The 18,383-nt window shown below is 52.7% G+C and carries 17 protein-coding genes and 2 rRNA genes; 18 read left to right on the top strand and 1 reads right to left on the bottom strand.

Features of this window, described 5'->3' with window-relative positions; all coding sequences use genetic code 11:
- The 3 genes from N0M98_RS24115 to N0M98_RS24105 form a co-directional block, all read left to right on the top strand.
- Positions 1 to 177 (top strand): 23S ribosomal RNA (locus N0M98_RS24115); the annotation flags it as partial.
- A 154-nt stretch (positions 178 to 331) separates the two neighbouring features.
- Positions 332 to 448 (top strand): 5S ribosomal RNA (gene rrf, locus N0M98_RS24110).
- A gap of 171 nt (positions 449 to 619) precedes the next feature.
- A complete protein-coding gene (locus tag N0M98_RS24105) occupies positions 620 to 1,117 on the top strand; it encodes a hypothetical protein (protein ID WP_259619414.1) in 498 nt (165 codons plus the stop codon).
- A 21-nt stretch (positions 1,118 to 1,138) separates the two neighbouring features.
- On the opposite strand, the gene N0M98_RS24100 is transcribed toward N0M98_RS24105, so the two are convergent.
- Positions 1,139 to 1,657 carry a hypothetical protein gene (locus N0M98_RS24100; protein ID WP_259619413.1) on the bottom strand — a complete coding sequence of 173 codons (519 nt, stop codon included), beginning with the start codon at positions 1,655 to 1,657 and terminating at the stop codon, positions 1,139 to 1,141.
- A 193-nt stretch (positions 1,658 to 1,850) separates the two neighbouring features.
- Here N0M98_RS24100 and N0M98_RS24095 point away from each other — a divergent pair, with 193 nt between their 5' ends.
- The 15 genes from N0M98_RS24095 (at position 1,851) to rsmI (ending at position 18,174) form a co-directional block, all read left to right on the top strand.
- Positions 1,851 to 2,051: a sigma factor G inhibitor Gin gene (locus N0M98_RS24095; RefSeq protein WP_249866385.1), complete on the top strand. Its 201-nt coding sequence runs from the start codon at positions 1,851 to 1,853 to the stop codon at positions 2,049 to 2,051.
- A gap of 126 nt (positions 2,052 to 2,177) precedes the next feature.
- Entirely contained in the window at positions 2,178 to 3,638 is a 1,461-nt protein-coding gene (locus tag N0M98_RS24090; protein WP_249860597.1) for an aminotransferase class I/II-fold pyridoxal phosphate-dependent enzyme, read from the top strand.
- A 645-nt stretch (positions 3,639 to 4,283) separates the two neighbouring features.
- Positions 4,284 to 6,617 carry an AraC family transcriptional regulator gene (locus N0M98_RS24085; protein ID WP_249860598.1) on the top strand — a complete coding sequence of 778 codons (2,334 nt, stop codon included), beginning with the start codon at positions 4,284 to 4,286 and terminating at the stop codon, positions 6,615 to 6,617.
- Positions 6,618 to 7,128: 511 nt separating this feature from the next.
- Positions 7,129 to 8,124, top strand: a complete 996-nt coding sequence (locus N0M98_RS24080; protein WP_375295550.1) for an ABC transporter permease — start codon at positions 7,129 to 7,131, stop codon at positions 8,122 to 8,124.
- Positions 8,124 to 9,005, top strand: a complete 882-nt coding sequence (locus N0M98_RS24075) for a carbohydrate ABC transporter permease (RefSeq protein WP_249860599.1) — start codon at positions 8,124 to 8,126, stop codon at positions 9,003 to 9,005. The genes N0M98_RS24080 and N0M98_RS24075 overlap by 1 nt, the downstream gene beginning before the upstream one ends.
- A 168-nt stretch (positions 9,006 to 9,173) precedes the next feature.
- Positions 9,174 to 10,709, top strand: a complete 1,536-nt coding sequence (locus N0M98_RS24070; RefSeq protein WP_249860600.1) for an extracellular solute-binding protein — start codon at positions 9,174 to 9,176, stop codon at positions 10,707 to 10,709.
- A gap of 132 nt (positions 10,710 to 10,841) precedes the next feature.
- Positions 10,842 to 12,095 (top strand): alpha-L-fucosidase, encoded by a 1,254-nt coding sequence (locus tag N0M98_RS24065; protein ID WP_249860601.1) that lies wholly within the window; start codon positions 10,842 to 10,844, stop codon positions 12,093 to 12,095.
- Between the two features lie 248 nt (positions 12,096 to 12,343).
- On the top strand, positions 12,344 to 12,982 hold the full coding sequence (gene tmk, locus N0M98_RS24060; protein WP_249860602.1) for a dTMP kinase: 639 nt from the start codon (positions 12,344 to 12,346) through the stop codon (positions 12,980 to 12,982).
- A 334-nt stretch (positions 12,983 to 13,316) separates the two neighbouring features.
- Positions 13,317 to 13,646 (top strand): cyclic di-AMP receptor DarA, encoded by a 330-nt coding sequence (gene darA, locus N0M98_RS24055; RefSeq protein WP_249860603.1) that lies wholly within the window; start codon positions 13,317 to 13,319, stop codon positions 13,644 to 13,646.
- 60 nt (positions 13,647 to 13,706) lie between these two features.
- Complete coding sequence (locus N0M98_RS24050) at positions 13,707 to 14,153, top strand: YaaR family protein (protein WP_249860604.1); 447 nt, start codon at positions 13,707 to 13,709, stop codon at positions 14,151 to 14,153.
- 67 nt (positions 14,154 to 14,220) lie between these two features.
- A complete protein-coding gene (holB, locus tag N0M98_RS24045) occupies positions 14,221 to 15,198 on the top strand; it encodes a DNA polymerase III subunit delta' (protein WP_249860605.1) in 978 nt (325 codons plus the stop codon).
- A 2-nt stretch (positions 15,199 to 15,200) separates the two neighbouring features.
- Positions 15,201 to 16,004, top strand: coding sequence for a PSP1 domain-containing protein (locus N0M98_RS24040; RefSeq protein ID WP_249860606.1), 804 nt, complete (start codon positions 15,201 to 15,203; stop codon positions 16,002 to 16,004).
- Between the two features lie 30 nt (positions 16,005 to 16,034).
- A complete protein-coding gene (gene yabA, locus N0M98_RS24035) occupies positions 16,035 to 16,385 on the top strand; it encodes a DNA replication initiation control protein YabA (protein WP_249860607.1) in 351 nt (116 codons plus the stop codon).
- A 122-nt stretch (positions 16,386 to 16,507) separates the two neighbouring features.
- Positions 16,508 to 17,296 carry a tRNA1(Val) (adenine(37)-N6)-methyltransferase gene (locus N0M98_RS24030; RefSeq protein ID WP_249860608.1) on the top strand — a complete coding sequence of 263 codons (789 nt, stop codon included), beginning with the start codon at positions 16,508 to 16,510 and terminating at the stop codon, positions 17,294 to 17,296.
- Positions 17,293 to 18,174 (top strand): 16S rRNA (cytidine(1402)-2'-O)-methyltransferase, encoded by an 882-nt coding sequence (gene rsmI / locus N0M98_RS24025; RefSeq protein ID WP_249860609.1) that lies wholly within the window; start codon positions 17,293 to 17,295, stop codon positions 18,172 to 18,174. Before N0M98_RS24030 ends, rsmI begins: the two co-directional genes overlap by 4 nt.
- The last annotated feature ends 209 nt before the right edge of the window (positions 18,175 to 18,383 follow it).

The following is an 18,383-nucleotide window of genomic DNA, read 5'->3' as shown; positions in this document are numbered from 1 at the left end:
CTGGATAGCTACGTACGGACGGGATAAGCGCTGAAAGCATCTAAGCGTGAAGCCCCCCTCAAGATGAGATTTCCCAGTAAGTAAGACCCCTTGAAGACGACGAGGTAGATAGGTTCGGGGTGGAAGCACGGCAACGTGTGGAGCTGACGAATACTAATCGGTCGAGGGCTTAACCAAATTCCCAAGAAAGTGAAGAGAAGCTTCGAAGCTGATTCCAAATACTTTCTCGGGGCCCGGAAACAAACCGGGAAGAACAAATAACCATTGCTCAACAACGCGCACGAGTTTCGTATCTAGTTTTCAAGGCGCAAGCCTTGAACAAGTAAAACCGTTTGGTGATGATGGCGGAGGGGAACCACGCGTTCCCATCTCGAACACGACCGTTAAGCCCTCCAGCGTCGATGGTACTTGAACCGAAGGGTTCTGGGAGAGTAGAACGTCGCCAAGCACACAAAAAAAGCTTCGTGGATATTTATCCGCGGGGCTTTTTTTCGTTGACAAAGAAGTTACTTAGCGGTGTTTTCTGGACGTGTCGCTTCCGAATAGAAAAGAAGACAGGGGCTGATAATATCATTGGATTCGGACAAAGGTCCAATTGAAGCTCAGCGGAGGAAACGGTATGAAACGTTATGTAATCATCAGTCTTTGCCTTGTGCTCGCTCTAATGTCTGGATTTCAACGGGAGGTATCGGCAAAGGGGAGGACAATTGCCATTGAAGAAGGGCAGATTGAGCCTTATGTGAAGGTACCGTCTGACCGGGAAGGGGAAGTAACCGGTCAAGCTTATCGTTCAGGCCGAGGCTCGTTTTCCGGAGTGAGAAGCCCGGGAGGGAGCCGTACGGGTACTACGGCGCCGGGAAGAAACCCATCCAACGCAGCCAATAACCCCCGAACCACGAATCCGGGTTACGGTACGCCGACCCGAGGAGGATGGGGCGGAATATTCGGCGGTTTTGCGGCAGGCGCGCTCATCGGCAGTCTCTTTAATCCGTTCGGATTTATGGGCTTTGGCCCGGGAGCAGGCTCGCCTCTTTCTTTTATCGGGTTATTGTTCTGGGCGGTTGTCATTTATTTGGTGTACCGCTTGTTTACGAGGCATCGCAGAAATCAGCCGTAATCTTAACGAGAACAGCCCGTTTTATTGTGCATAGCATGACGTATCCTGCTCATTTAATTTGAGATACCCTGATTCTGCATGTTTTCTCAGTTGGAACAAAATAAAGAGCCTAGGCGCAATAACCCATAAGTGAACAAATATGACATGAGCGATCAGGTTTATGGAAACCCATGGAAAAAAGCAGCAGCATATGACGATCGTTACCCATAGAAGATGAATATGAAGATGCATCATCCGGTACAGGGCAAAATAACTGGTAGGAACGTACCCGATCCAAGGCAAGCGGTACTGAAACATCCATTGTTTGAGCGGTCGCTTTTCCTTAAATTTGAAGTACAAATAAATGAGCAGAGTATGTAAATTAGGAATGAGCAGCAGCCCGAGCAGCAGCGGAAAAGGCTGAAGACGAATCAAATCCCACACAAATACTAAGCCGAGAAGCCCCCAATACAACTGGAAGTACAAGGGCTTGTAATGAATTCGCTGGAGCAGCCGGTAATGATAAACCGTGGATTCTTTAGATAATTGCTTGTCCTTCACGTTCGATCCTCACTCGTCCATTTTTTCATAGATTTCAAACAGGTAAAGCGGCAAATACTATATCGGCAAAATGGCAAGGAAACATAAGCTTTTCGGAACCATGTACAGGCCAATTTCATAAAAATATATCATCAACGTTTACTTTAAGAGAAAAAGGACATACTGATAGAAAAGAAGAATAGAGGTGAGACGTATGGGAGACGCGGCCCAGCAGCCAGTGATAGCCCATAACTGCATCATCTGCGGACAAACGAAGGAAAACGGCATTATGATCATATCTGAATTCATCTGTGAAGATTGCGAACACGAAATGATTCAAACCGACGTTATGGATGCCAAATATCCTTTTTTTATCCATCAAATGAGGCAAATTTTTTATAGAAAACATGCGTAAATACGCTAAACAAGCGATATGAAGCTCTTGCCGGCGGCAGAAACCGTTGGTAGGAGCCTTTTTCTTTGATACAATAGATAAATATATACCTTTTATTTAGCAAATGTGGATAGGGAGAATTACAACATGGACAATCACAGCGCTCCTTTATTTGAGCGATTGGTGCAGCATGCGCAAGGAGAACATGCCAGTCTGCATGTTCCCGGGCATAAATCGGGGCAGGGGCTGGAAGCGGCGGCACGCCCTTTTTTCGAACATATCATGAAACTCGATTTGACGGAAATATCGGGGCTTGACGATCTTCATCATCCCGAGGAAGCAATTTGGCAAGCTCAGCAGCTCGCGGCAGAATGTTTCGGGGCCGAGGAAACGTTTTTTCTTATAAACGGGAGTACGGTCGGCAATTTGGCGATGATCTTAAGCGTCTGCCGCAGAGGAGATCTGCTGTTGGTGCAGCGCGACGCCCATAAATCGGTGATTCACGGCTTGATGCTGGCAGGGGCGCGGGCCGTGTTTCTAAACCCGGAGGTAGACCCGGCGACAGGCTTAACGCTGGGAGTCCGCATAGAAGACGTCAAAGCAGCGCTGCAGAGATATCCCGAAGCCCAAGGGCTTCTCATTACTAGACCAAGCTATTACGGCATCGCTGCGCCGCTGGAAGGCATTGTGCAGCTGCTTCATGAGTACGGGAAACCGCTTCTTGTCGATGAAGCGCACGGGGCCCATTTCGGATTTCATCCGGCCCTCCCGAAATCGGCATTATCCTGCGGGGCAGACGTGGCGGTACAATCAACGCATAAGCTGCTAACGTCAATGACGATGGGGGCGATGCTTCATGTGCAGGGGGACAGGGTAGACCGCAAGGAGCTGAAGCGCTATTTGACGATGCTGCAGAGCTCAAGTCCGTCCTATCCGCTTATGGCGAGCCTGGATTTGAGCCGCAGGCAGATGCATACGCAGGGAATGGAGCTGCTGGAACAAGGGATTCGCATTGTTGATCGATTTATGGAGCAAATGCGCAAGCTTGATCAATTTATTCTGCTGTCGCCTCCGCATGACCGGGGACTTGGGCAGGACCCGTTTAAAATAGCGGTCAAGCATTCGGCCGGCGTCTTGAGCGGGTTTGAATTGAAGGATGAGCTGGAAAAACGCGGCTGTTACGTGGAATTGGCCGATCCGCAAGCGGTCTTGCTGGTATTCAGTCTGGCATCGACCGAGGAGGATTCGGTACGGCTTGTGCAGGCGTTCCAAGAGATCGCAGAAGGATGTGAGCCGCACAGGCTATCGGACGGAGAGTCGATCGCACTCGCATCGTACACGGCAATGACCGGGCTCTCGCAGCCCGTCTCCTTCGATGAGTCCGTATACAGGCAGAAAGCGACCGCACAAATTCCGCTGGCCGATACCGTCGGTCTATCTTCAGCCGAAATGGTCGTACCTTATCCGCCTGGTATCCCCGTCTTATGTCCGGGAGAAAAAATATCGTCTGAGGTCGTTCGTTACCTGGATCAGCTTATCGGAATGGGAGCGCGCATCCACGGACTCATAGAAGGCGAACAGCCGATGCTTTCCGTATTGATCACCTAGTCGTTCGATAAACGTTTGCACCGCTTCGGCGGACAAGCGTTTTTTTGTTGTTTAGGAAATGATGCGCAGCCATATCCTGTGGAAATCCGTGGGCTCCCCCGAAAGGAAAGTCTACCCATAGGACGATCCCAGAGGAAGGGTTAGACGCCGATCCAGCTTAGGCTGGATGCGGACGCAATAAGCTTCAGAGCATCACGTCACTACCCTGGAAATTACTCTTGGTACCCCATTTCCATTGTCTGTGGTGCCGCGTCGGCGGCATGGATGGCTTTTGGGGGATTTGTTCTTTTCTCGGTCAAGAGAAGGGGGATAGCTCGCCGACGGCCCTTCTTGCAGATTCAAAGCGATGCCGGCAAAGCATGCCCACATTTTGCGATGACGCTATCGTAAAAATTGTCCCTTGAGCATGATTGCGAAGGATCGTTATGATAAAAAATGGGTATTCCCGAAAACGATTACAAAGGAGGTTGTAATGATGGGCTGGCATAGGGAAGGAAAGCATGGGACGGCCGGATACCGCCCAAAGCTTCCAGGGACTCCGTGAATGGACGAAAGAAGAGGGCGGGATGGCCGGCGCTTTCTTGCCAAGCCGATCGTTGATTCGCTAGACTAGAGAGGTGAGAATAACCGAGAGGGGGTCACAGCATGAAAAACGGTTATTTTCGCATTCGCAATCCGTTTGCGGCGTTCCGCAAAACGATGCTGCGGCGCATGCTGGTCGTATCGCTGCTGGCGTCCGTCATTCCCGTGATCGCCGTAGGGGTATCCAGCTACTTATTTTCTTCCTCGGCGATTCGCAATGAGGTGGACCAGGCAAACGCTCGGGTGCTGAAGCACGCGTCGTATTCGATAGATTCCACGTTGCAGCGGGTACGAAGCAATGCCCTGCAAATGCTGCTGGGTTCTTTTTTCAGTTCCAATCTGACGGAGCTGAAGTGGAACAATTATTCCGGATTTTATTCAAGCCTGTTCAAAAATTTATCTTCTTTGCAGAACAGCAACGCCGAAGTAGGCCAGATCGTCATGTATATTGCTGAGGACGATTATCTTATTTCTCCCGACGGGGGAGGGCGCAAGCTTCGCAGCGAAGAGGAACGCAGCCAGCTTCGCGGCTGGATGGCTTCGAGCGAGGCGATGAATTGGGTGCATGAACCGTTCGCCTTTTTGCCTGCCCTATCTAACGGTACGGTAGGCGTTACGCTGGTATGCCAGGTGCCGTTCCAGTCTTCCGAGCCGATCGGGCTATTGTTCGTGCAGTTGGCTCCGTCTTTTTTGCAGGAGAACATGACCAAATACTCCGTCTATGAAGGGGAGCAGTCGTTCATTTTGGACGATAAAGGGGAATGGGTCGTCTCCTCCGGCGGCCAGAAGGTGCCAGACGGCTTGTTTGAGAAGGTGCGCGAACAAGCGGCAAGCGGCAGTCCGTTCTCGTTTCGCTGGGATAACCGGGATTATCTCGTTACTTCGCATATTTCCTCCTTTAACGGCTGGACCTATCTCGATATGGTTCCGATTCGCGAGCTGAATGCCAAATCGCGAGGCATTGCCGTCATTACGGTGGCTATTATTGTTATATTCTTATTGCTGGGCGGTGCGGCAACCGCTTGGGGAACCCGCCGCGTATACCGGCCTATCGAGCATCTCGTATCGCTGGTAAGGGGGGGCCGTCCAGGCGATCCCTTGGCGGATGAGATCGGCTATGTGCAGACGCGCTGGGCCGAGCTAAACCGGGAGACGAGCGGGCTGCAGGCCGAGCTACGCGAACAGCTGCCGGCGATCCGCGAAGCCTATGCGCTGCAATTTTTGCAGGGGCATTTCGCTCACTATACGTTGGAGCAGCTCGAAGGGATGTTTGAACGGTACGAAGTGCCTTTCCGTCAAGCGCATGCGGTATTCGTGCTGACGTACGACCAATCGCCGGGCAGCGGAAGCCGGTTTAAGGCAAGCGATAAGGAATTGATCGTCTTTACGATCAAGAATATTGCCCAAGATATGCTGGAGCAAAGCGGAGGCAAAGGTATTGCGGTCAATTTGCTCAATGACAAGATTGCCGTCTGGCTGTGGGAGGATACGGATGACAGTGAGGATTGGTATACGGGCGTCCATCAATTCGCCAAGCAGCTTATAGACATCCTCTCCGATTATTTGAAACTGCCGGTGACGGTAGGAGCGGGAGATAGCGCAGGCCCGCCTCATGAGATGCCGATGCGCTTCGGACAAGCGGCGATGGCGCTGCGCGCGCGGTTCTGGGCCGGTACGGGCCAGGTCATTCGAAGCGGGGACACGGGTGAGGCAGAGCCTAAGCCTTATCCGTACCCGTTCGAGATCGAGGCCGGTTTGGAGCAGGCGCTTCGAGTCGGCGACGCCGCAGAAGCGGAGCGCCAGCTGGAGCGGTTCGCCGTCTACGCGCAGGAAACGCTGCGGGAAACCGAACGTATTCGTACGGCTTATTATCAGCTGATGACGGCGACGATGCGCGTTGCTTTCATTATGAATTTAAAGCTGGAGGATCTCGGAGACCCTTCGGCGACACACATCGATCCTTACCGGCAAATGAATGAATGCCGTTCGATCGGGGAATTGAACGATTGGTTTCGGGAGCAGCTCGTTAAACCTATCGCCCGTAAAATGGCCCAGCGGCAAAACCAGGAATACGAGCGCACGCTCGATATTGCGGCATCGTTCATTCAGGAGAACTACCATCTGGATTTATCGCTCGATCAGGTGGCGGAAACTTGCGGTCTCAGCCCGCCGTACTTCAGCAAGCTGTTCAAACGGGTGATGGGCGTGTCTTTCATCGAATATTTGACGGCTTACCGGATCGATCAAGCCAAGATATGGCTGAGGTCGACCGAATTGTCCGTAACGGAAGTGGCGGAGAAGGTCGGATATCAGCCGAAAAACTTCATACGCGTCTTCAAGAAACAGACGGGGTGTACGCCCGGCCAGTTTCGCGAAGCGGAGTCCGGCCCAACCTAAAATCGCCGCTGTCGCCGGCTCGTATCACGGTCTTCCTTTTTCAGGGGGACCGTGGTTTTTTATTGTTAAGGAAATGACGCGCAGCAATATCCTGTGGAAATCCGGGTTCTCCCCCGAAAGGAGAACGATCCCAGAGGAATGGTTAGACGATCCAGCTTAGGCTGGATGCGGACGGAATAAGCTTCAGAGCATCACGTCACTACCCTGGAAATTACTCTTGGTACCCCATTTCCATTGTCTGTGGTGCCGCGTCGGCGGCATGGATGGCTTTTGGGGGATTTGTTCTTTGTGCAGGGATGCTCATTTTTTAACGGAAGCATGAGGACAAAATCGGGGAACAGATGCCGCGGGTCCAGTCTCAGCAAGGGATAAGCATGATTTGGAATGCTGGAGACATCCCCCTTTTTTCGCTCCGCCGCAGCATAAGAATTGGACCTTGAGCGGCTCTGGACTCTCCCGGTAAGATACAGACATTACGATTCGCGAGTCACGACAACAGGAGGTGAAGCTTATGGAACAAACGGGAGCTAAAGCTGTCCGCCGCGCAGATGAGCTTAGTGCAGCGGCGAAACTTCGGGCGAAGAGGGAAAGGCCCGGAATGCTGCAGGAATGGGCCGTTGCGTTAAAGCGCGACAAAGGCTTGTACTTGCTTGCCGCGCCCGGTCTGTTATTTTTTCTTATATTCAAGTACTTGCCCGTTTGGGGCTTGGCATTGGCTTTTAAAGATTACTCGCCTTGGAGCGGCTTCTGGGGAAGCGAGTGGGTAGGATTTAAATATTTCCATGAGTTTTTCACCAATCCCGACTTTTGGATATTGTTCCGCAATACGATGGCGATCAGTTTCATGAACATTATCTTTTTCTTCCCGATGCCGATTATTCTCGCGCTGCTGCTGAACGAAGTCCGGGGACTCGTCTTCAAGCGGTTCGTGCAAACGGTCGTTTACTTGCCGCATTTCCTGTCTTGGGTCGTTATCGTCGGCATCTGCTTTCTGCTCTTAAGTCAAGGCACCGGCGTAGTCAATCAGCTCATTACCCAATCGGGAGGAAAGGCGATTCCGTTCTTAACCGATCCTAACGGCTTCTGGCTCATGCTGACAGCCCAAAGCATATGGAAGGAAGCGGGTTGGGGAACGATTATTTTTCTCGCGGCATTGACTTCGATCAATCAGGAATTGTACGAGGCAGCTCAGATCGACGGGGCGAACCGCTGGAAGCAGATGCTGAACGTGACGCTTCCGGGCATTCGGAGCACGATCATCGTCCTGTTCATCCTGCGGCTCGGCCAGGTGATGGAGGTCGGTTTCGAGCAAATTTATCTGATGTCGAGCGCCCCCGTCTCCGCTGTAGCCGATGTGTTCGACACGTACGTATACCGCGTGGGGATACTGAACGGAAGGTTCGGCTATGCGACGGTTGCCGGCGTCTTTAAATCGGTCGTAGGCTTGATCCTCGTCGTCGGAGGCAACCGCCTGGCCAAGAAGTTCGGAGAGGAGGGGCTGTACTGATGAAGCCGACGGCGGGAACCCGTATGTTTCAAACGTTGAATTACACGGTACTAAGTCTGATTGCTTTGGTGACGATGCTGCCTTTTCTATATGTTGTGATCGTGTCTTTTACCGATGCGAACGAATTTGTAACGAAATCGATCGTGTTGTTTCCGGAAAAATGGAGCCTTGACTCGTACCGGTACATTTTGTCGACGAATACGTTTTTGCAGTCTATGGGGGTCAGCGCGGTGCTGGCTGTAGGAGGTACGGCGCTGAGTCTGGCGGTAACAAGCTCGCTTGCGTATGTACTGTCCCGCAGCCGCTTGAAGGGCAAGCAGTTTTTTCTTGTCGCCATCTTGCTGACGATGCTCTTCCAGCCGGGGATGATTCCAAACTATATGCTGGTGGATACACTCGGTTTGACGAATACGCTCTGGTCGCTTATTTTGCCGGTATTAACGGGCGCCTGGTACGTGTTTCTGATGAAAAATTTTTACCAGGAGATGCCCGCGGAGCTGGAGGAAGCAGCTAAAATCGACGGCTGCTCCGACATCGGCGTGTTTTTCCGGATCATGCTGCCGTTATCTGTTCCCGCGCTGGCCGCTTTCGGATTGTTTTTCGCGGTCGGCTATTGGAATACGTACTTCAACGCCATTCTGTACATTAACGACGACGCGCTTCGGCCGATGCAGGTAATTTTGCAAATGCTGCTGATTCAGGCTTCGACGCAAATGGCCGATCCCAGCGTGGCGGCGATGATTCAGAGCGAGCAGACCGTGCCACCGGAAGTGATCAAAATGGCGGCCGTCGTCGTATCGTCCGTTCCTATTGTGATCGTGTATCCGTTCCTGCAAAAATATTTCGTCAAAGGAATGATGGTCGGTTCGGTAAAAGGATGAGAAGCATAGCTGTCCGCCGCTTCCTTAGCGGGGATTCAGGCGGGCTAGCGGTCATTTCGGGAAATTCATTTCGTTTAGCGTCAACGTTAGCAAGCGCCGTATCCTCGGATTGTAAAAAGGATAACCGGGGTTCGCTATAGAAACCATACATTATGGGAGGTCATTTCGATGAATAAGTTGAATAAAATGGCGGCAGGCGCCGTATCGATCGCCCTGATCGCTTCGCTGGCCGCATGCGGCGGCGGCAAGTCCGGTTCGGATGGAGCATCCTCACCAGGCGGGGATTCCTCCGGCAAGCCGATGGATATTTCGATTACGACCATAGCGTTCAGCGCCGCGCCGACAGGCGAGCTGGAAGGGCTGAAGAAGATCGGCGAGAAGTTCAACGTCAATCTGAAGATCAATTATATTCCTGCGAACAATATTACGGAGAAACTGAATGTTTTGCTTGCTTCTAACGACATTCCCGACGTGACGTTCGTCGAAGATTTCAGCACCACGCCGAGCTTTCTGAACGGCATCGACAAGGGAGCTTTTTGGGAGCTGACGCCATATATTAAAAATTATCCGAATTTGTCGAAATATCCGCAAAACGTATTTGATAACGCTTCGATTAAAGGCAAGCTGTATTCGCTGCCTCGGGTACGACCGCTGGACGGGTCCGAGGCGCTGATTTTGCGCAAGGATTGGCTGGATAAGCTCGGTTTGCAGCCGCCGAAGACGATGGATGAGCTGTACAACGTGCTGTCCGCATTCGCGAAAAACGATCCTGACGGCAACGGCAAGGCCGATACGTACGGGCTCGCGCTGTTCGGTTCTCCCGGACCTGCCGGTTACCTGATCAGTATGTTCGGGGCAGGCACGGGCTGGCACCAGGATGCCGACGGCATTACGCCGAACTGGATGACTCCACAGGCGAAGGAAGCGCTCCAGTTTTGGAACAAGACGTTCCAGGCCGGGGGCATCGTGCCGGATTTGCCTGTCATGAAGAGCCAGCAAGTACGGGATATGGTGGTGCAGGGCAAAGCCGGAGCGGCCATTACGAACGTATCGGACGCGTACAAATTCAATCTCGATTTGAAAAAGGCGAATCCGGACGCCAACCTAATGGCATTCGAATTGCCGAAAGCGTCGGACGGCAAGGCGCATTATGAGCAGGCTATCGGCTACTACGGCCAGTTCCTGGTCAGCAAAAAGGTCAGCGAGGAGAAGCTTAAGCGCATTCTTGAAGTTTATGATTATACGGCAACGGAAGAAGGATACAATCTGGGCACTTACGGAATTAAGGATGTCGACTTTACGCTCGCTTCCGACGGTTCGGTGACGCAGACGGAAGACGGCAAGAAGAAAGGCTATTCCGGCGATTCCACCGGCCAATGGGTGACCGGCTACTATAACAAATATTTGCGTGCCGCTACGGCAGGCATCCCGAGCGATGTGCTGGATTATAACAAAAAGCTGATCGACACGATCGCTGCCGTATCCGAGCCGAATCCCGAGTACGGTCTTCCTAAATCGGCGGCATTTAAGGAAAAGGGCGCCGATTGGAATAAGAAGATCAACGATATGATCATTAACGTTATCATCGGCAAGTCCAGCCTGGACGACTGGGATAAATTCGTCAAAACGATGAAGGACGACTCCGGCTTCCAAAGCCATCTGAAGGAAACGAATGAAAGCTATAAAGCGAAGGCGTCGAAGTAAAAAGCAGCAGAGCGGTTTAGCCGCTTGCAGATGAAGCCCGCTCTCCGCCCGCTGGGGCGGAGGAAGCGGGCTTGCTGCGGGCTTACGGGCCGCCGTAGTCCAACGCGCCGTTCATAATAAAGGAGGATGACCATGCAGCAGCCAAGCATTCCTACCCCCGCAATGCCCTCGCGGGAGCAGCTCCTGTGGCAGGATTTGGAGCTGGGAGTCTTTTGTCATTTTGGCATCAATACGTTTTGCGATCAGGAATGGGGGGACGGTACCGACTCGCCCCAGCGGTTTCAGCCGACCGAGCTGGATGCGCATCAATGGGTGCGAACCGCCAAGGAAGCGGGCTTCCGTTACTTCGTCTTGACGGCGAAGCATCATGACGGCTTCTGCTTATGGCCTACCGCGACTACCGGATACTCGGTAAAATCGAGCCCGTGGAGGAACGGAGCCGGCGACGTCGTGAAAGAATGCGCGGAAGCCTGCCGCAAGGAAGGCATGGGCTTCGGCATTTATGTTTCGCCTTGGGACCGCAACGCAGAGTGCTATGCCGATCCCGCCGCCTACGACGACTTTTATGCCGCTCAATTGACGGAGCTGCTGACCGGTTACGGGCCGCTTGTCGAAGTCTGGTTCGACGGAGCGGGATCGGAGGGGAGGCAGTACGATTGGCGGCGCATTATCGGATTGGTGAAACGTTATCAGCCGGAGGCGATGATCTTCAATATGGGGGCTCCCACGATCCGATGGGTCGGCAATGAAGACGGCGTAGCCCCTTATCCGTGCTGGAACGCGGCCGAGACGGCGCGCATCAGCATGTTTACCGAGGAGAAGCAGCGGTGGTTGCCCGAGACGCCCGCTTGGCTGCCGGCCGAATGCGATGTTCCGATACGTAAAAACCATTGGTTCTGGCATCCGGACGATGTAGCGAGCTTGCTCACTCTGCGTGAGCTGATGGATGTCTATTATCGCTCGGTCGGACACGGCGCAACGCTGCTGCTGAATGTCGCTCCAGACCGCCGCGGGCTGTTCCCCGAAGCGGACGCGCAGCGGCTGCTCGACTTCGGCGAGGAGATCCGGCGCAGCTTCGGGCAGCCCGCCGCGGCTGCGGACGAGCGCTCGGAGCACAGGGAAATACATCTCGACCGGCCGCTGACGATAAACCATGCCGTGCTGATGGAAGATATCCGCTTCGGCGAGCGCGTACGCGAGTATGCGCTGGAAGCCGCGGTCGAAGGAGGGTGGGTCGAACTGGTTAGAGGGAGCGCCATCGGCCATAAAAAAATCGATCGGTTTCCCTCTGTCACCACCGATCGTCTCCGGCTCAGTATCGTAGAGCAGACGGGGGGAGCATCCATCCGTAGCTTTGCCGTCTATAACGTTGACTCTATTTTGTAATTTCCATTGAATTGAGCATGAGCATGCTTCGCGATGTCGAGGCATGCTTTTTTGTCGGACACGACGCTTAACAAGTTTTACGGGGAGCGGGGAATTTTGTTTTCTGCATGTTTTTCTCGCCAAATGGATCGATGCGCTAGGTATTATGCGGTAAAAAGTATATAATCATAATATCTTTAAAGGATAACGTATGGTTTTAGCCGTAAAAGCCGCAAGGTCGGCCATTTATACAGATTGGAGTCAATGGAATGCAAAGAGGGTATTTTTTAACGGTCGAAGGCTGCGAAGGCGCGGGCAAGACCACAGTGATAGAGCTGCTTAGCGGGTATTTATCCGCGCTTGGGCATGAAGTCGTTACCTCCCGGGAGCCGGGCGGTATTGAAATAGCGGAGCAAATCCGGTCGGTCATTTTGGACACGAAAAATACGAAGATGGAAGCTAGAACCGAAGCGCTGCTGTACGCCGCGGCGAGAAGGCAGCATTTTGTCGAGAAAATCGTTCCTTCCCTCGAAGCGGGCAAAGTCATCATCTGTGACCGGTTTATCGACAGCAGCTTGGCTTATCAAGGATATGCAAGAGGTCTTGGCATCGAAGAGGTGCTGATGATTAATCAATTCGCTATAGAACATACATTCCCCGACTTGACGATTTTTCTTGATGTGAGTCCCGAGGAGGGCCTGCGGAGAATCCATTCTCGCAAGGACAGGGAAATTAACCGTCTGGATCTGGAGTCGCTGGCGTTCCACCAGAAAGTACGTGAAGGCTACCTGATCCTAGCGGAGCGTTTTCCCGAGCGGATTGTCAGCATTGACGCCAACGGGGTCATCGACGATGTGTTCGTGATGGTGAAGGAGCATTTGGAACGGTTTTTGCGGAAGCGGCAGTAAGCTCGTTCCGGATTGCATGCCGCATAGGCTTGGAACCATGAGCCTACCCGTGGCATATACTGCTTTATACCCGGAAGTAAAGCTGTTTGGGGAAAAGCGGTGATCCCGCGCGTACAGTTCCAGAAACAGCTTTCCTTGAGATGGAAGCAGGAATTCAACAATTCCGTGTCAAATTAATAGAGTAAGAACGATCTCCTAATTTTTTTCCCTCGTTGTTTGTCGTATTTTGCGCTAGACACTTACGATGCTTTCACCAAACGCCAAGTCACAATACAACTTTTGCTGCGGGCTTTCAACCGGGTCATCTGTAAATAGACAAAGGAGGGCTAAGCCAATGAAATTAGTTGTTGCCGTTGTACAGGACAAAGATAGCAATCGTCTCTCGAGCGCTTTGATTAAAGAAGGATTTCGCGCAACCAAGCTTGCCAGTACGGGCGGTTTTTTGCGGGCCGGGAACACTACCTTCATGATCGGTATTGAGGATGAGCGAGTAAGCGAGGTCATGCAGGTCATTAAGGCCAATTGCAAAATTCGCGAGCAAATCGTGACGCCGGTTTCGCCGATGGGCGGAACGACGGATTCTTACATTCCTTTCCCTGTGGAAGTTCAAGTTGGCGGAGCGGCCGTGTTCGTTCTTCCGGTCGAGCGGTTCGAGCATTTCTAAGGGAACGATAACGTCGCAAGACGTTGCTATGATCTGATTTGATGAAAGGCTGGATGCAGCGTGAAAATTAATCCGGGCTGGCGCCCTTTCGGTAACGAAATTCAGCGGAGCGAAGCGGCTTCTTCTCAGCAGCTGCAGAACAAATCGTTCTCCGATATGATGCAGCAGCAGGACGAAAGGGCGTCGCAGGAGCAGCTGCAGCGCATTTTACAGCAAATTCATCTGCAGGGAGACCGGCTGTCCCGGTCGATGACGGTGCGGGAGCTGCGTCAGTATAAACATCTCGTGAAGCAGTTTCTGGAGGAAACGGCCCGCCGCGGAGTCCAGCTGCGCAATACGCGCGGTTGGGACCGCCGCGGCCGCTCCAAGCGGTACAAGCTGCTGGAGGAAGTGGATCAGCATTTGCTGGCGCTGGCCGACGATTTGCTGGAGAGCGAGCAAGGGCGTATGGAGCTGCTGCATAAAATCGGCGAAATTCGCGGGATGCTGATAAATCTTGCTTTTTGATCTTACGACCGTTAGTGGTAAAATGGTCTATATATAATAGGAAAGGATATAACAGGGACGACCAACCATGTCTTTTCAATCGATATCAGGACAGGAACGCGTCAAACGCATATTGCAGAACAGTCTGAGATGGGACAAAGTATCTCATGCATACATTTTCACCGGGCCTTCGGGGACGGGACGGCGTCAGATGGCGCTCGCTTTCGCGCAAGCGCTGTACTGTAAGGTGCTGCCGGACGATGCCTGCGGGGAATGCCTTGACTGCCGCAAGGTCGAGCACGGCAACCATCCCGACCTGCACTGGCTTCGCCCTGAAGGAGCTTCGATTAAAATCGAGCAAATTCGCGAGCTGCAAAAGCAGTTTTCTTACCGCGCATCCGCTTCGGGGCTGAAAATGTATATTTTGGAGGATGCCGACAAAATGACGGTACAGGCTGCCAACAGCCTGCTGAAATTTTTGGAGGAGCCGACGAGCCGGGTAGTAGCGATTCTAATCACGGATAATGGACAGGCTCTGCTGCCGACCATCCGCTCGCGGGCCCAGTGGGTGCCGTTCGCTCCGATGAACCGCGACCGGATGGTCGCCGTGCTTCAAGCGGAAGGACATCCGTCGGTGCTGATCCAGGCGGCCGTCCGGCTGGCGGCGGGACCGGATGCGGCGCGCGAGCTTATTCAAGGAAATGGGTTTGCAGAAATCAGAAACCTAGTGATACAATTGACTAGAGAAAGCATGTCCCGACTGCCTACGGCGCTGCTGACAGCGCAGCAAAAGCTGGCCAAGTCGGAGCTGTCGGACCAGCTTCCTTTGTTTATGGATTTACTTATTTTATGGCTTAAAGATATGGTGCAGCTCAGCCTGGGCAACCGGTCGGAGCTTGTATATGCAGATCAAACCGAATGGACGGGCGGACTGGCCTTATCTTACGATATGAAGCATTGGGTGCGCTGTTTGGAGCAGGCGATCGAACAGCAGAAAAGGCTTCGCTTTCATGCCAACTCGCAGCTGGTGCTGGAAAAAATGTTGATGCAGCTGAAGGGGGTGTAGATTTGTACTCGGTTGTTGGCGTCCGCTTTAAAAAAGCGGGAAAGATCTATTATTTTGACCCGATCGACCTGCCGGTCGATAAGGAAAGCGCGGTTATCGTTGAAACCGCTCGCGGTATTGAATACGGAAAAGTCGTTATAGGCAAACGAACGGTTCAGGAATCCGATGTCGTACTGCCGCTGAAGAAAGTGATCCGGATAGCGGATCAAACCGATGCTCAGCTCGTGGAGGACAATAAATCCGCAGCTAAAAACGCGTTTGTGGTTTGTCAGGAGAAAATCAAGGACCATCAGCTCAAAATGAAGCTGGTGGACGTCGAATATACATTTGATCGCAACAAGATTATTTTTTATTTTACCGCCGAAGGAAGAGTAGACTTCCGGGAGCTGGTTAAGGACTTGGCCGGAGTGTTCCGGACAAGAATAGAACTAAGGCAAATCGGAGTTCGCGACGAAGCCAAGATGCTAGGCGGAATCGGCCCATGCGGACGGATATTATGCTGCTCCTCGTTCCTCGGCGATTTTGAGCCGGTCTCGATCAAGATGGCCAAGGATCAAAATTTGTCTTTGAATCCGACGAAAATTTCCGGTCTATGCGGCCGGTTGATGTGCTGCTTGAAGTATGAGCACGATAATTATGAAAGCATTAAAGAAGATGTGCCGCGGGTTGGCAGCGACGTGATCTCTTCGCTCGGAAACGGCCGCGTAGTCTCGCTAAATATTAACGAGCGTACCGTAAAAGTGCAGATTTATGAGCTCGGTAAAGTCATGGAGCTATCCTTTGACGATGTGGTAGAGCAGCATTAACGGTTGTTCGAGCTTTCTTGAGGTGAATGTGTGGATAAAAGAGACATTTTTGTTCAGATTGAGCAAATGGAAGAACAAATGGGTGCGATATACTCCGAACTGGGACAGATGAAGAAGCAAATCATCGAGCTCCTTGAAGAAAATAATCGGTTAAGCATAGAAAATCAGCAGCTGCGCAAGCTGCTGAAGAACGATGCCGAGCCGCCGGTTGTGGTACCCCATATTCATGTCACCGCCGCACAGGCCAAGGAGCTTACTGGGGAAGGCTACGACAATCTGGCCCGTCTTTACCATGAAGGCTTCCATATCTGTAATGTCTACTACGGTCATTTGCGGACGGAAGGCGATTGTCTGTTTTGCTTGTCGTTTTTAAATAAGTAAGAATGCCTTGAACGGCCGCGGTCAGCGGCGGAGGTTATCGCTAAAACCGTAGAGAAGAACCTTCTCTGCGGTTTTTTTAGATCGGGAAGGCCAAGGTCTGATGGAAAGAGGAAGCGCATTTCATGAATAAAGTAACGGTACATGCAAGCGAGAGAATCGACGATTTGTTAACGAACGACTTGAAGATTATTCAGAGCGACGAAGTATTCAGTTTTTCGATGGATGCCGTTCTGTTAGGAAGGTTCAGCTATGTGCCGCCGAGGGGGCGAATCGCCGATCTGTGCACCGGCAACGGAGTGATTCCGCTGCTGCTGTCCACGCGGACGAAAGCCTCTATCACCGGCGTGGAAATTCAAGAACGGCTGGCTGATATGGCCGAGCGCAACGTCCAAATCAACGGCCTGGAGCATCAGATTCGAATCGTCAACGGCGATCTGAAGGAGATTTCCGGCGAGCTGGGGCACGGCAGCTTCGATGTCGTGACGGTCAATCCTCCGTATTTGCCGGTGCCGAGCGGCGAGCAGAATGTGAATGAACATGTGGCGGCGGCTCGGCACGAGGTGTTTTGCACGCTGGAGGATGTGGTGAAAGCCTGCAGCCGGCTGGTGCGCAGCGGCGGCCGGGTGGCGATGGTTCATCGTCCGAGCCGCTTGGTTGAAATATTTTGTACGATGAGACAGTACAAGCTGGAGCCGAAGCGGGTCCGCTTCGTTCACCCGAGAGCGGGGGAAGAAGCGAATATGGTGCTGATTGAAGCGCTGCGGGACGGCAAGCCGGAAGTGCGAACGCTGCCGCCGCTAATCGTTTATAAAAATAAAACGGATTATTGCGATGAGTTGATGGAAATATACTACGGACGGCGTGAGCAGCTTGTCGAGCCGTCCGAGGGCATAATGAGGGATTTGACGTGAACATTCAAAAAAGTTATCGGGAAGATTCAGGACAAGGAAAGCTGTATTTGGTAGGAACGCCGATCGGCAACCTGGAGGATATGACGTACCGCGCGGTCCGAGTGCTCGGCGAAGTGCAGCTGATAGCCGCCGAGGATACGCGGCAAACGCGCAAGCTGTTGACGCATTTCGACATAGCGACGCGGCTTGTCAGCTATCATGAGCACAACAAGCATGCAAGCGGGCCCGAGCTGGTGCGGCTTATGCTGGCCGGTGACAGCATAGCGCTGGTCAGCGACGCCGGGCTCCCGGCTATATGCGACCCTGGAGCGGATCTGGTCAGGCTGGCCATCGACGCGGGCATCGACGTCATCCCGGTGCCGGGAGCGAACGCGGCGCTCTCCGCATTGATCGTCTCCGGTCTGCCTACGGAGCGCTTTACATTTCTCGGCTTTCTGCCGAGAGAGAAGAAGCCGCTGCTGCAGGAGCTTGAGCTGCTGAAGCCGGCCAAGGAGACGCTGCTGTTCTACGAGTCCCCGCATCGGATCGTGAAGACGCTTGAAGCGATGCTTGAAGTATGGAGCCCTGAGCGGCAAATGTGCCTCATGCGCGAGCTTACGAAGAAATATGAGGAAGCGGCCCGAGGGACGATACGGGAATGCTACGAGCTGCTGTTGGAGCAGCCGCCGCAGGGCGAATATTGCATTGTCGTACAGGGGGGCACCGCTTCCGAAAGCGAACCGTCCGCCGCCTGGTGGGAGGCGTTCGGTTTGGAAGAGCATGTCGAGCATTATGTGACGCAGGGATTGAATCGCAAGGAAGCGATCAAGCGAGCCGCGGCCGACCGTCAGCTGCCGAAGCGGGAGCTGTACAACGCTTTGCACCGGCAGGAACAATAGAAGCGGTGCCGGGCAAGCGGAACGGAGTCCATAAGAAGTTACATACCCAAGCCGATCGGAACGTATCCGGTCGGCTTGTCGGTTTTGTCTATATTATATAGAAGGAAAGCAACGGGCGGCTCCTGCCTCGCGGCAAAAAAAATCCCCAAATTCATAAAAGTACATGAATTGGGGAATAGAGGAGATATGAAAAAGGTTAGAATTACCTT

The organism is Paenibacillus doosanensis, from assembly GCF_025060755.1.
Lineage (GTDB): Bacteria > Bacillota > Bacilli > Paenibacillales > NBRC-103111 > Paenibacillus_S > Paenibacillus_S doosanensis.
The sequence above is the reverse complement of the archived record's forward strand: the minus strand, read 5'-3'. Positions and strand labels throughout refer to the sequence as shown.

Excerpts from the sequence above, each read along its gene's own strand:
- darA (WP_249860603.1), top strand. The coding sequence starts at position 13,317 with ATGAAATTAGTTGTTGCCGTTGTACAGGACAAAGATAGCAATCGTCTC.
- N0M98_RS24105 (WP_259619414.1), top strand. The coding sequence starts at position 620 with ATGAAACGTTATGTAATCATCAGTCTTTGCCTTGTGCTCGCTCTAATG.
- N0M98_RS24075 (WP_249860599.1), top strand. The coding sequence starts at position 8,124 with ATGAAGCCGACGGCGGGAACCCGTATGTTTCAAACGTTGAATTACACG.
- N0M98_RS24085 (WP_249860598.1), top strand. The coding sequence starts at position 4,284 with ATGAAAAACGGTTATTTTCGCATTCGCAATCCGTTTGCGGCGTTCCGC.
- N0M98_RS24095 (WP_249866385.1), top strand. The coding sequence starts at position 1,851 with ATGGGAGACGCGGCCCAGCAGCCAGTGATAGCCCATAACTGCATCATC.
- N0M98_RS24080 (WP_375295550.1), top strand. The coding sequence starts at position 7,129 with ATGGAACAAACGGGAGCTAAAGCTGTCCGCCGCGCAGATGAGCTTAGT.
- N0M98_RS24030 (WP_249860608.1), top strand. The coding sequence starts at position 16,508 with ATGAATAAAGTAACGGTACATGCAAGCGAGAGAATCGACGATTTGTTA.
- N0M98_RS24090 (WP_249860597.1), top strand. The coding sequence starts at position 2,178 with ATGGACAATCACAGCGCTCCTTTATTTGAGCGATTGGTGCAGCATGCG.
- tmk (WP_249860602.1), top strand. The coding sequence starts at position 12,344 with ATGCAAAGAGGGTATTTTTTAACGGTCGAAGGCTGCGAAGGCGCGGGC.
- holB (WP_249860605.1), top strand. The coding sequence starts at position 14,221 with ATGTCTTTTCAATCGATATCAGGACAGGAACGCGTCAAACGCATATTG.
- N0M98_RS24070 (WP_249860600.1), top strand. The coding sequence starts at position 9,174 with ATGAATAAGTTGAATAAAATGGCGGCAGGCGCCGTATCGATCGCCCTG.
- N0M98_RS24065 (WP_249860601.1), top strand. The coding sequence starts at position 10,842 with ATGCAGCAGCCAAGCATTCCTACCCCCGCAATGCCCTCGCGGGAGCAG.